This is a genomic window from Quadrisphaera sp. KR29 (genome assembly GCF_052644995.1).
In genome coordinates, this window is record NZ_JBQXXG010000001.1 from 171,270 (window position 1) to 184,058 (window position 12,789).

Annotated in this window: 10 protein-coding genes; 6 read left to right on the forward strand and 4 right to left on the reverse strand. The window is 74.3% G+C overall.

The genetic code is table 11. The annotated features are described in order from the left end of the window. Positions 1 to 103: 103 nt before the first annotated feature. From ACUN9U_RS00755 to ACUN9U_RS00770, 4 genes are all read right to left on the reverse strand, one after another. Entirely contained in the window at positions 104 to 1,324 is a 1,221-nt protein-coding gene (locus ACUN9U_RS00755) for an LCP family protein (RefSeq protein WP_445483009.1), read from the reverse strand. Between the two features lie 69 nt (positions 1,325 to 1,393). Next, entirely contained in the window at positions 1,394 to 1,807 is a 414-nt protein-coding gene (locus ACUN9U_RS00760; RefSeq protein ID WP_445483010.1) for a CoA-binding protein, read from the reverse strand. 300 nt (positions 1,808 to 2,107) lie between these two features. After that, positions 2,108 to 2,569, reverse strand: coding sequence for a DUF2304 domain-containing protein (locus ACUN9U_RS00765; RefSeq protein ID WP_445483011.1), 462 nt, complete (start codon positions 2,567 to 2,569; stop codon positions 2,108 to 2,110). A 133-nt stretch (positions 2,570 to 2,702) separates the two neighbouring features. After that, a complete protein-coding gene (locus ACUN9U_RS00770) occupies positions 2,703 to 3,368 on the reverse strand; it encodes a glycosyltransferase family 2 protein (RefSeq protein ID WP_445483199.1) in 666 nt (221 codons plus the stop codon). An 85-nt stretch (positions 3,369 to 3,453) separates the two neighbouring features. On the opposite strand from ACUN9U_RS00770, the gene ACUN9U_RS00775 reads away from it, so the two are divergent. From ACUN9U_RS00775 to ACUN9U_RS00800, 6 genes are all read left to right on the forward strand, one after another. Further along, a complete protein-coding gene (locus tag ACUN9U_RS00775) occupies positions 3,454 to 4,725 on the forward strand; it encodes an ROK family transcriptional regulator (RefSeq protein ID WP_445483012.1) in 1,272 nt (423 codons plus the stop codon). A 230-nt stretch (positions 4,726 to 4,955) separates the two neighbouring features. Continuing rightward, positions 4,956 to 6,320 (forward strand): extracellular solute-binding protein, encoded by a 1,365-nt coding sequence (locus tag ACUN9U_RS00780; protein WP_445483013.1) that lies wholly within the window; start codon positions 4,956 to 4,958, stop codon positions 6,318 to 6,320. A gap of 11 nt (positions 6,321 to 6,331) precedes the next feature. Further along, positions 6,332 to 7,297 carry a carbohydrate ABC transporter permease gene (locus tag ACUN9U_RS00785; RefSeq protein ID WP_445483014.1) on the forward strand — a complete coding sequence of 322 codons (966 nt, stop codon included), beginning with the start codon at positions 6,332 to 6,334 and terminating at the stop codon, positions 7,295 to 7,297. Between the two features lie 26 nt (positions 7,298 to 7,323). Next, positions 7,324 to 8,214: a carbohydrate ABC transporter permease gene (locus ACUN9U_RS00790; RefSeq protein ID WP_445483200.1), complete on the forward strand. Its 891-nt coding sequence runs from the start codon at positions 7,324 to 7,326 to the stop codon at positions 8,212 to 8,214. Between the two features lie 52 nt (positions 8,215 to 8,266). Beyond that, positions 8,267 to 11,404 (forward strand): alpha-mannosidase, encoded by a 3,138-nt coding sequence (locus tag ACUN9U_RS00795; protein ID WP_445483015.1) that lies wholly within the window; start codon positions 8,267 to 8,269, stop codon positions 11,402 to 11,404. A gap of 53 nt (positions 11,405 to 11,457) precedes the next feature. Then, positions 11,458 to 12,756, forward strand: coding sequence for an AGE family epimerase/isomerase (locus tag ACUN9U_RS00800; protein WP_445483201.1), 1,299 nt, complete (start codon positions 11,458 to 11,460; stop codon positions 12,754 to 12,756). Positions 12,757 to 12,789 lie beyond the last annotated feature (33 nt).

Consider the following 12,789-nt stretch of genomic DNA (forward strand, 5'->3'; position numbering starts at 1 on the left):
GGCGGTGGCATGCCGATCTTGGCGATCGGTGGCCTCACGGCGGGGCCTGGGCCGGTGGATCGCCAAGATCGGTGCAGTTGCGCCACCAGCCAGCGGCGATGCGTCAGGACGTGGCGCTGGTGGTGGAGCCGGTGGCCTCGGCGGCGGCGATGGCGCGGATCGACTCGGTGTCGTCGTCCTTGATGGCCTGGAAGACCCGACCGGCCTCCTCCTCGTCCCAGTCGACCACCAGTCCGGCCTTCGTGCGCCGGTTGTCGCTGGCGATCGGCACGTTGAGCGAGACCGCCTGCCCACCGGCCACGGCGCGCACGCCCATGACGAAGCCGTACAGGTCGGCGGGCCCGAAGCCGTCGTCCACCGACAGCGCCGAGCCGCCGGCCGCGGCCAGCGGGAAGGAGCGCAGCGGGTTGAGCAGCACCGCGGGGGAGGCGGCCTCGTGGGCGACGGCGCCGATGATGGCCCGCTGGCGCTGGGCGCGGCCCAGGTCCCCGTTGGCGTCGAAGTCGCGGGTGCGGGCGTACCCGAGCGCCGTGGCGCCTCCCATGGTCTGGCAGCCGGCCTGGATGTCGAGCCCCGCCTTGGGGTCCCTGATGGCCTTCTCGGGGCACATCTCGACGCCGCCGACGGCGTCGACGAGGTTGGCGAAGCCGCCCAGCCCGGTCTCGACGTACCCGTCGACGTGGATGCCGGTGGCGCCCTCGACCGTCTGCACCAGCAGCGACGGGCCGCCGAAGGCGTACGCGGCGTTGATCTTGTTGGGCTCGTACCCGGGGATGTCGACGTAGCTGTCCCGCGGCAGGCTCAGCAGCACGGTGGGCCCGCCGCCCGCGGGCCGGTGCAGCAGCATGATCGTGTCCGTGCGCTTGCCCTCGACGTCGGTGCCGGTGGACAGCTCCACCATCTGGTCGCGGGTCAGGCCCTCCCGGCTGTCCGAGCCGACCAGCAGGATCGTCTGGCCCGGCGTGGCCGCCACGGCGGAGTCCGGCAGCGCGCCGACGCGCGTCACGGACGTGTACGCGACGGCGCCGAGCGCCAGGGGGTAGCCGACCAGGGCGAGCAGGAGCAGGACGACGACGGTCCGCGCCGGGTGGCGGCGGCGGCCCGGTGCGCCGCCTCGCGGCGCAGGAGGAGGTGACGGTCGGCGCGGTGGCTGGCGCGGCGGCTGGCCGCCGCCGTCCTCGCGGTAGGCGCGCTCACCGCGCGACCGCTGGGCGCTGCCCGGGCGCTGGGGTGAGGAGCCCGTGCGCTGGCGCGGGGCGCCGCGGCGCAGGGACGGCGACGAGCGGTACGTCGTCGCCGGGCCCCAGCGCGGTTCCTCTGCCACCTGGCGAGGGTAGGTCTCCAGGGGGCCGTTGCGGCTGAGAACGCGCTGAGGGATCTGAGCTCGGCGCGGTCAGCGCTGCAGCCGACCGACCTCGATGAGGGGGCAGGTGTCCATGACGACGTCGAGACCGGCGGCGGCCGCGCGCTCGGCGGCCGCCTCGTCGACCACGCCCAGCTGCAGCCACACGGCACCGGCGCCGACGGCGATCGCGTCGTCGACGACGGCGCCCGCGCGGCGGCTGTTGACGAAGACGTCGACCACGTCGATGTGCCCGGGCACCTCGGCGAGGGTGCGGTACCCGCGGGCGCCGTGCACCTCCTCGGCGCGCGGGTGCACCGGCACGATCGGGTGCCCCATCTGCTGCAGCCCGGCGGCCACGCGGTGCGCGGCGCGTGCGGTGTTCTGGGAGAGGCCCACCACGGCCCAGCGCCCCGGGGCGGTCAGCAGGCGGGCGATGACCGCGGGGTCGTTGCGGTGGGCCACGCCCCGACGGTAGCCACCGGACGGTGGTGGTGCGCGGTGCGGACGCCGGGTGTGCGGCGCCCCCAGGGGCTCGGCGTTCCGGGGGCTCGGCATTCCGGGGGCTCGGCGTTCCTGGGGCTCGGAGGACCGGGCGCTAGGCGTTCCGGGGGCTCGGGGTTCCGGGAGCTCGGAGGACCGGCCCCTTCAGCGTGACCGTCCGGTCACACCCATGGGGCCTGTCGTCCGAGTTCGCCGGCGGCGACGTCAGCCCGCTCGGCGTCGGCGTCGGTGGTGCGGGCGGTCGGGCGGTCGGGCGGTCGGTCAGCTGGCGGTGACGGTGCGCGGTGCCGGCAGTGCGCGCAGGTGCGCCGCGGCGTGCGCAGGCTCCGCAGCAGCGGAGGCCCCCGCGGTCTGGGCGGCGGTCTGGGCGGCCGACCGGGCGGCGGCGCGGGCGGCGGCCTCGTCCAGCGCCAGGCGGCGGCTGAGCACGGTGACCTGGCGCTGCAGGTCGCGGGTGCGCAGGTAGGACGTGACCATGAAGCCGAGGAAGGCGAGGATCGTCGCGTAGAGCAGCAGGTCCGTGCCGCGCCCGACGCCGAGCACGCTGGCCGCCGACTGCCACGTCTGCGGGAACAGCAGCGACGCGATGGCCAGGCCGACGAACCCGACCACGGCCACCCGGCGCACCGCCTGGTGGCGCGCGGTGGAGTGCCCGCGCACGAACAGCAGCGCGACGACGCCGATGCCCGCCATCAGCAGAGCCTTGATCAGCACGCTCTCCACCTCGCCATCGTGCCCGTCGGGTGCCACTCAGCGTGGCACTTCGCGACACGCGGAGTCGCGGAGACACCCGGTCGGGCGCCGGGCAGCACACCCCGCCGGCCCCCTCCCCGGCTCGCGGGGACCACGGGTCGGGTCACTTGAAGATGAGCTCGGTGACGATGTTGACCGAGTTCAGCACCGACTGGCCCTTCTTCACCGAGTAGTCGGTGTAGAGGATCTCCACCGGATGCTCCACCCAGCGCCACCCGCCGCGGCCGACCTGCTCGACGATCTCGCTGGCGTGCGCCATGCGGTTCTGGGTGATGTCCAGGGAGGCCGCCACGGCGCGCGTGAGGGCGCGCAGCCCGTTGTGGGCGTCGGTCATGCGCACGCCGGTGGTGGCGTTGGAGTAGACGACGCCGGCGCGCAGCACCGCCCGCTTCAGCGCACCGACCCTGGTGCGCTGGTCGAGGAACCGGCTGCCGATGACGACGTCGGCCTCCCCGGCGCGCAGGCGCTCCACCATGGCCACGGCGTCGGCGACCTGGTGCTGGCCGTCGGCGTCGAAGGTCACCACGTACCGTGTGCCGGGGTCGGCCAGGGCCCAGTCGATGCCGGTCTGCAGGGCCGCGCCCTGACCGAGGTTGACCGGGTGGCGCACCACCACCGCGCCGGCCCGTTCGGCGACCTCGCCGGAGCCGTCGCGGCTGGCGTCGTCCACGCAGACGACGTGCGCGAAGCTGCGGCGCAGGCCGGCGACCACGTCGCCGACGACGGCCGCCTCGTCGAAGAGCGGCACGACCACCCAGGTGTCCTCCACCAGCACGACGACGACGGTACGGGCGTGCGGGGCCGCTGCGCTGGCGTTCGCGGCGGCTCGGCGCCGCCGTGGGACGCTGTGCGGCGTGAGCGCGGGCAGGACGACGGCGAACGGCGTCCGCCGCGGCTCCAACCTCCCGCGCGTGGGTGACTACAACCAGGTCGTGGTGCTCGAGGCCATCCGCGGGCACGCCGCCGGCCTGTCGCGCGTGGAGGTCGCGGTCCTCACCGGCCTGTCGGCGCAGACGGTCTCCAACATCTGCCGCCGCCTGCTGGAGCAGGGCCTCGTGGAGGAGGCCGGCAAGCAGGGGGGTGGGCCCGGCAAGCCCCGCACGCTGCTGCGTCTGAAGCCGCAGGGGCGCTACGCGATCGGCGTGCACCTGGACCCGGCCGTGGTGACCGTCGTCCTGCTCGACCTGCTCGGCAGGGTGGTGGCGCGCCAGGAGCGGCCGCTGCGCCGCGGCGCCGGGCCCGGCCAGGTGCTCGCGGACGTCGCCGACGACGTCAACGCCGTCATCGGCGCCTCCGGGGTCGAGCGCGAGCGGATCGTGGGGCTGGGTGTGGCGGCCCCGGGCCCGGTGGACAGCGCGGCCGGCGCCGTCGTCCACCCGCCCAACCTGCCCGGGTGGGACCGGGTGGCGGTGCGCGACCTGCTGGCCGCCTCGACAGGGCTGCCGGTGGTGCTGGACAAGGACGTGGTCGCCGCCGCTGTCGCCGAGATGTGGGCGGGAGGCGTGGGGGGCACCGGCAGCGCCGTCTTCTTCTACCTGGGCACGGGCATCGGCGCCGGGCTGGTGCTGCGCGGGGAGGTCTACCGCGGGGCGTCGGGCAACTCCGGCGAGGTCGGCCACCTCGTCACAGCGCGCGGGGGAGCGGAGTGCGCCTGCGGCCTGGCGGGGTGCCTCGGCGAGTCCACCTCCCCGGCCCACCTGGTGAGCGAGGCCGAGCGGCTGGGGCTGGGCCGCTGGGCCCTCGACGCCGGCGGTGACCCCGGGGGCCGGACGTCGACGACGTCGGCCTTCGCCGAGGTCTGCGAGCTCGCCGACGGCGGCGATCCCGTGGCCGGCGAGCTGCTGGCGGACGCAGCCCGCCGGACGGCCAAGGCCGCGGCCGACCTCGTGGACCTGCTCGACGTGGAGCAGGTCGTCTTCGGAGGCCCGGCGTGGTCGCTGCTGGAGCGGACCTTCCTGCAGGTGGTGCCACCGCTGGTGCGGGAGGCGGTGGCCTCCAGGGACATCCACCCGCTGGAGGTGCGGGGCACGGTGGTGGGTGCGGACGTGGCCGCCGTGGGCGCGGGGTGCTTGGTGCTGGAGGACGCCTTCAGCCCCCGCTCGGCGACCCTGCTGCTCCAGCACTAGGTCCCCCGGGGCGCGACGGAGGAGCGCGGGCCCCGCCGGGGCCGCCTGCGTCGAGGGAGCCGCCCCGCCGGGTCCCGGTCCGCCACCGACCTCGCGGTCGGTCGTGGTCACGGTCTCGTCACGTCTGCCCCGCAGCGCGCAGCACCTCTTGACAGTCATAACTCCATTTGATGTAGAAAAGGCCCAGCGCGAGTCACCGGGGACTCGACGAGTGAGCGAAGGGGCCACCCATGCACCACAGGCGCACCATGCGAGGGTCGGCGATCGCCGCGATGGCCCTCACCGCGACGCTGGCGCTCGCCGGCTGCGGCTCCTCCGGCGGGTCGGGCGGCGACGAGAACACCATCACCGTCGCCTACCAGCGCACGAGCCAGTTCACCCAGCTCGACGAGGTGCTGAAGAAGGCCAAGGGCGAGTACGAGGCCGCCAACGAGGGCAAGACTGTCGAGCTCATGCCGATCGAGGCCGAGCAGGACCAGTACTTCACCAAGCTCGCCCTGATGAACCGCAGCGCCGGCACCGCGCCCGACGTCATCTACGAGGACAGCTTCCAGGTGCGCTCCGACGCGGCCGCCGGCTACCTGGCCCCCATCGACGAGTACCTCGACGGCTGGGAGGACTGGTCCCAGTTCGACGAGACGGCCAAGCAGGCCGGCCTGGGCGACGACGGCAAGCAGTACGGCGTCTCCATGGGCACCGACACCCGCGCCATCTACTTCAACAAGACGATCTTCCAGCAGGCCGGCCTGCCCACGGACTGGCAGCCGAAGACGTGGGACGACGTCCTGGCCGCTGCCCGGACCGTCAAGCAGGCCGTGCCCGGCGTCACCCCGCTCAACATCTACGCCTCCAAGGCGGGCGGCGAGCAGACCTCGATGCAGGGCTTCGAGATGCTCCTGTACGGCACCGGCGACACCCTCTACGACACCGACAGCAAGAAGTGGGTCACCGGGTCCCAGGGCTTCACCGACTCCCTGGCCTTCTACCAGACCGTCTACGGCGAGGGCCTGGGCCCGCAGCTGGACCAGGTGCTGGACGCCACGTGGGGGTCGCGGGTGTCCACCGAGGGGCTCCCCGGGGGCGAGATCGCCATCGCGATCGACGGCTCCTGGCTGCCCGGCCAGTGGATCAGCGGTGACAACGCCTGGCCCGAGTGGGAGCAGACGATGGGCTTCGCCCCGATGCCCACGCAGACCGGCCAGGCCCCCGGCGCCACGAGCATGTCCGGTGGCTGGCTGCTGAGCGTGGGGGCCAACGCCCCCGACAAGCAGGCCGCCTTCGACTTCATCAGCGTGGCGCTCAACAAGGAGAACGCGCTGAAGTACGACACCGAGAACAGCCAGATCGCCGTCCGCAAGGACGTCGCCAGCGACCCGGCCTACACCAGCTACAACCCGTCCTTCGAGTTCTTCTCCTCCCTGGTCCCGGTGACCAACTTCCGCCCCGCCACCCCGGACTACTCGCAGATCTCCGGCAACATCCAGACCGCCGTCGAGTCCGTGGTGACCGGGACCAGCCCCGCTGACGCCGCCAAGGCCTACGACGAGGGCCTGGTCGGGATCGTCGGCGAGGACAACACCCAGGCCGCGGGCTGACCGAGGCCGTCGTGTCGGACTCCGCTGTCGTCGACAGCACGACCCGCCGGGGGACGGGCACCTCGCCCGCCCCCCGGCCGGCCCGGCAGCGCCAGGAGGCGAGCCGGACCGCGGTGCGGCTGCTGCCGCTCGTCCCGGCGATCGCCCTCATGGCGATCTTCCTCGCCGGCCCGATCGGCTACGCCCTCTACGGCTCGCTGACCGATACCGCGCTGAGCGGCTACCGGGCGGTGAACCCGAACTTCGTGGGCGCCGACAACTACGCGCGCCTCTTCTCCAGCGCTGACTTCTGGCGGTCGGTCTGGCTGACCCTGCTCTTCGTCATCGCCAGCGCGGTCATCGGTCAGAACGCGCTCGGCATGGCCGTGGCGCTGCTGCTGCGCAACGGCCCGGCACGGCTGGGCTCGGTGGTCAGCGCCCTGGTGGTGACCGCCTGGGTGATGCCGGAGATCGTCGCCGCCTTCGCCCTGTACGCCTTCTTCTCCACCGACGGCACGCTGAACGCGCTGCTGGGCGCCGGCTTCAGCTGGGCGGGCCTCGGCGGCACCACGTGGCTCATCTCGTTCCCGATGTTCGCGGTCATCCTCGCCAACATCTGGCGCGGCACCGCCTTCTCGATGATGGTCTACAACGCGGCCCTGGCCGAGGTGCCGCCCGAGATCATGGAGTCGGCGCAGATCGACGGCGCCACCGGCCTGCAGCGCTTCGTGCGCATCACGCTCCCGATGGTCCGCCGGGCGATCGCCACCAACATGATGCTGACCACGCTGCAGACCCTCGGCGTGTTCACGCTGATCTGGGTGATGACCGGCGGCGGCCCAGGCACCAGCAGCTCCACGCTCCCGGTGCTGGCCTTCCAGCAGGCCTTCAAGTTCGCCCAGGTCGGCTACGGCACGGCCATCGCCGTGGTCACCATCGCCGTCGGCGCCGTGTTCGCCATCGTCTACGTGCGGGTCCTCAAGCCGGAGGTCGACTGATGAGCGCCCACGCCCCCTCCACCCCGATGCCCGCGCCGCAGCCCCCGGTACCGGTGGTCCCGGGCGGCAGCACCGCCGCCCTGCGGCTGGCCTCGCCGCGCGGGCGCGGCGTTCGCCTGGCCAACGGCGTCGTCCTGGTGGTGGTGGGGCTGGCGTTCCTCGTCCCGCTGGCGTGGGTGGTGCTCTCCAGCGTCAACCCCTCCGCCACGGTGAGCGTCTCGGTGCCGACCAGCCCCACCCTGCGCAACTACTCCGAGGTGCTCACCTGGGAGCTGACGCTGCGCCCGCTGTGGAACTCCGTGCTCGTCTCCGGCAGCACGGCCCTCATCACCGTCGCGGTCGCGACCCTGGCCGCCTACCCCCTCAGCCGCTACGCGATGCGCTTCAACCGCTCCTTCCTCTACGTCATCCTCTTCGGCAGCTGCCTGCCGATCACCGCGGTCATGGTGCCGGTGTACGCCCTGTTCGTGACCCTCGGGCTGCTGGACTCCATCCCCGGCACGGTGATGTTCCTGGTCGCGACCAGCCTGCCCATGGCCATCTGGATGATGAAGAACTTCGTCGACAGCGTGCCGGTCTCCCTGGAGGAGGCCGCCTGGGTCGACGGGGCCAGCGCGATGCAGGCGCTGGCGCGGGTGGTGGTGCCGCTGATGCGCCAGGGCCTGGCGGTGGTCTTCATCTTCGTGTTCACCCAGGCGTGGGGGAACTTCTTCGTGCCGTTCGTGCTGCTGCTCAACCCCGAGTTCCAGCCCGCCGCGGTGTCCATCTACACCTTCTTCGGGACCAACGGCGCCGTGGCCTACGGCCAGCTGGCGGCGTTCAGCGTCCTGTACTCCGTCCCCGTCCTCGTGCTCTACCTGCTGGTGCAGCGCGTCGCGGGCGGCTCCTTCGCCCTCGCCGGCGGCGTCAAGGGCTGACGCCCGCGACCCGCGCGCCCCAGACCCTCCCCCGACCCAGGAAGGCACCACCGTGCACGACGACTCCCGCCTCGTGGAGATGCGGGTCGAGCGCTTCACCCGCGAGCGCCTCGTCCCCGCCCTCCACCGGCGCCGCCACCGGCTCACCACCACCCGCTGGGAGGCGCCCGGGGAGCCGGTGCCCTTCGCCGAGGCCGCGGCGCAGGAGTTCACCCCCTTCACCATCGGGCCGGCCGGCACCCCCTGGGGCAAGCCGTGGGGGACGACCTGGTTCCGCCTCACCGGCGCCGTGCCAGCCGGCTTCGGGGACGACCCCGGGGTGCGCGTCGAGGTCGACGTCGACCTCGGCTACCTGGCCGTGCAGCCCGGTTTCCAGGCCGAGGCGACCGCGTACCGGCCCGACGGCACCGTGGTGAAGGGCCTGCACCCCCGCAACCGCTACCTGCCGCTGGCGCAGGTCACCACCGGCGGGGGAGAGGTCGACGTGCTGCTGGAGGCCTCCTCCAACCCCGACGTCTCCGGCGCCTCCGGCGGGGACGACTGGGCCTTCAAGCCGACGCCCATGGGATCGACCGCGACCGCCGGCACCGACCCGGTGTACCGGATGCGCGCGGCCGACCTCGTCGAGCTCGACGTGGAGGTCTACGAGCTCACCCGCGACGCGTGGACGCTGCGCGGGCTGCTGGCCGAGCTGCCCGCGACCACGAGCCGGCGCGCCGCCGTGCTGCGCGCCCTGGAGGACATGGTCGACGCCGTCGACCCCGACGACGTGGCCGGCACCGCTGCCGCTGGCCGCGCCGCCCTGGCCCCGGCGCTCGCGGCACCCGCGGACGCCACCGCGCACCGGGCTGTCGCCGTGGGGCACGCCCACATCGACTCCGCCTGGCTGTGGCCGACCCGCGAGACCGCCCGCAAGTGCACCCGCACCTTCTCCAACGTCCTGAGCCTCATGGAGGAGGACGACGACTTCACCTTCGCCTGCTCCTCCGCGCAGCAGTACGCCTGGGTGCGCGACGCCCAGCCGGAGCTGTTCGAGCGGATCAAGAAGCGCGTCGCCGAGGGCCGCTTCGTGCCGGTCGGCGGCATGTGGGTGGAGTCCGACACCAACCTGCCCGGCGGGGAGGCCCTGGCCCGCCAGTTCGTGGCCGGCAAGCGGTTCTTCGCCGAGGAGCTGGGCGTGGAGCCCCTCGACGTCTGGCTGCCGGACTCCTTCGGCTACAGCGCCGCACTGCCGCAGATCGCCCGGCTGGCCGGCGCCCGCTGGTTCCTCACGCAGAAGCCCAGCTGGAACGAGACCAACCGCATCCCCCACCACACCTTCTGGTGGGAGGGCCTGGACGGCAGCCGGATCTTCACGCACTTCCCGCCGGCGGACACCTACAACTCCGAGGTCTCCGCGGAGGACCTGGCGCGCGCGGAGCGCCAGTACGCCGAGAAGGGCCGCGCCAACACGTCCATGCTGCTGTTCGGCTACGGCGACGGCGGGGGCGGCCCCACCCGCGAGATGCTCGCCGCCGCCCACCGGGCCCGCGACCTCGAGGGCTCCCCGCGGGTGGAGCTGGGCGACCCCCACGAGTTCTTCCGCGACGCGCAGGAGGAGTACCCCGCGCCGCCGGTGTGGAGCGGGGAGATGTACCTGGAGTTCCACCGCGGCACCTACACCTCCCAGGCGCGCACGAAGCGCGGCAACCGCCGCAGCGAGCACCTGCTGCGCGAGGCCGAGCTGTGGGCCACCGCCGCCGCGGTGCAGACCGGGCACCCCTACCCGTACGACCGGCTCGAGGCCGCCTGGCAGACCGTGCTGCTGCAGCAGTTCCACGACATCCTCCCCGGCAGCTCGATCGCCTGGGTGCACCGCGAGGCCGAGGCGAACTACGCCCGGCTGGCGGAGGAGCTGGAGGAGCTCGTCACCGAGTCGCTCACCGCGCTCGCGGGGCAGGGGGAGGAGCGGCTGGTCTTCAACGCCGCGCCGCACGCCCGGGCCGCGGCGCCCGCGCTGGGTCTCGCCGTCGGTGCGGCGGACGGCGCGCGCGGCGTCGTCGTCGAGCGCGACGGGGAGGGCGTGGTGCTCGACAACGGGCTCGTCCGCGTGGTGGTGGACGCCGACGGCCTGCTGGCCTCGGTGCGCGACCTGGCCGCCGAGGGCGGAGCGGGCCGCGAGGTGCTGCCGCCCGGCGGGCGCGGGGCGCTGCTGACGCTGCACCGCGACACCCCCACCCAGTGGGACGCCTGGGACGTCGACGTCCACTACCAGCGGCACACCACCGAGCTGACCGCCGCCGAGTCCGTCGAGGTGGCCGAGGACCCCGCGGGCGGCACCGGTCGCGCAGCCGTGCGCGTGGTCCGCCGCTTCGGCTCCTCCCGCGTGGAGCAGCTCATCACCCTGGAGCCCGGCGGCACCGTGGTGGGTGTGGAGCTCGACGTCGAGTGGCACGAGCGGCAGAAGATGCTCAAGCTCGCCTTCCCCGTCGACGTGCACGCCGACCGAGCCGCCAGCGAGGTCCAGTTCGGGCACGTGCTGCGCCCCACCCACACCAACACCAGCTGGGACGCTGCCCGCTTCGAGACCTGCGCCCACCGCTGGGTGCACGTGGGGGAGGCCGGCTACGGCGCCGCCGTCGTCAACGACTCCACCTACGGCCACGACGTGGGCCGCACCACCCGCGAGGACGGCGGCACCACCACCACGGTGCGGATGTCGCTGCTGCGCGCCCCCCTCTACCCCGATCCCGACGCCGACCAGGGCTCCCACCGCCTGCGCGCCGGCCTCGTGGTGGGCGCGGGCACCGCGGACGCCGTCCGCGAGGGCTACCGCGCCAACCTCCCGGTGCGCGAGGTCGCCGGCTCCGCGGACGCCGCGCAGGCGGCCCCCGTGGTGGTGGTGGAGCCGGTCGCCGGCCTGGCCGGCGGGCACGAGGGCGTGGTGGTCGAGGCGGTCAAGCTCGCCGAGGACCGCAGCGGCGACGTCGTGGTGCGCCTCTACGAGTCGCTCGGCGGGCGGGCCTCGGCGCACGTCGTCGCCGGGTTCGAGCACGGCGGCGCCACCGAGGTCGACCTCCTGGAGCGCCCGGTGGGCGAGCCCCGCGGCCTGGCCGCGACGGGGGGCGTCGGCCAGGATCGGGGGGTGACCCGCGTGGACCTGCGCCCCTTCCAGATCCTGACCCTGCGCTTCGCCCGGGCTGGCGCGTGAGCGCCGCCGTCCCCGTGGCCGCGGCCGGCGCCGACGCTGCTGCGGCTGGGCAGCTGCCCGGGTGGCTCGGCCAGCCCACGCACCGCGCGTGGCTCGACGAGCACTGCCGCGACCTGCTCGCCTTCGGCCAGCTCTTCCCCGCCGAGGGCGGGGGAGCGGCCTGGCTCGACGAGCAGGGCGACCCCGACCCCTCCCACGGCGTGCACACGTGGATCACCGCGCGCATGGCGCACGTGTACGCCCTCGGCCACCTGCTCGGGGTGCCCGGCTCCGGGAGCCTGGCCGACGAGGCGCTCGCCGGGCTGTGGGACGCCGAGCGCGGCGCCGAGGGCGAGGCGCCGCTGCGCGACAGCGCGCACGGCGGCTGGTTCGGCGAGCTCGACGCCTCCGGCGCCCCGGCGGAGGGCAAGGCCTGCTACGCCCACGCCTTCATCGTGCTGGCCGCCTCCTCCGCCACGGCCGCCGGCCGCCCGGGCGCGCGCGAGCTGTTCGCCGAGGCGCTCGCCGTCTACGAGCAGCGCTTCTGGGACGACGCGGCGGGCATGCCCGTGGACACCTGGGACACCTCCTTCGAGGTGCTCGACCGCTACCGCGGCATCAACGGCGCCATGCACTCCGTGGAGGCGTTCCTCGCGGCCGCCGACGTGCTGGCCGACGTCCTCGGCGACGAGCGGGCAGCAGCCACCTGGCGCGGGCGCGCGCTGCGCGTCGCCGCCACGGTGGCGGGCTGGTCGGGCGACAACGACTGGCGGGTGCCGGAGCACTTCCACGACGACGGCGCCTCCGGGTGGACCGGGGACCTGGACTTCCACGCCGACCAGAAGGCCGACCCCTTCAAGCCCTACGGCGCCACGATCGGCCACGGCCTGGAGTGGTCCCGGCTGCTGCTGCACGCCGACGCCGCCGCCCGGGCGGCCGGCGAGGAGCCGCCGGTGGACCTCGTGGCGGCCTCGCGGGCGCTGTTCGGCAGGGCGGTCGAGGACGGGTGGGACGTCGACGGGCGGCCCGGCTTCGTCTACACCACCGACTGGTCCGGCACACCCGTGGTGCGCGACCGCATGCACTGGGTGCCCGCCGAGGCCACCGCCGCCGCGGCCGCGCTCGTGCTGGCCACCGGGGAGCAGCGGTACGCCGACCTGTACGCGCTGTGGTGGGACCACGTCGCCGACGTCGTCCTCGACCACGAGGACGGCTCCTGGCACCACCAGCTCGACGAGCGCAACCGCCCCACGGGCACGGTGTGGCCGGGCAAGCCCGACCTCTACCACGCCGTCGGTGCCACGCTGGTGCCGCGGCTGCCGCTGGCGCCGTCGGCGGCCACCGCGGTGCGCCGCGGGCTGCTCCGGGGCTGACCAGCGGCTGACCAGCAGCTGGCCAGCAGGTGG

What these genes read in the sequence shown, in the direction of transcription:
- ACUN9U_RS00790 (WP_445483200.1), top strand. Translation starts at nt 7,324, where the DNA reads ATGCCCGCGCCGCAGCCCCCGGTACCGGTGGTCCCGGGCGGCAGCACC.
- ACUN9U_RS00780 (WP_445483013.1), top strand. Translation starts at nt 4,956, where the DNA reads ATGCACCACAGGCGCACCATGCGAGGGTCGGCGATCGCCGCGATGGCC.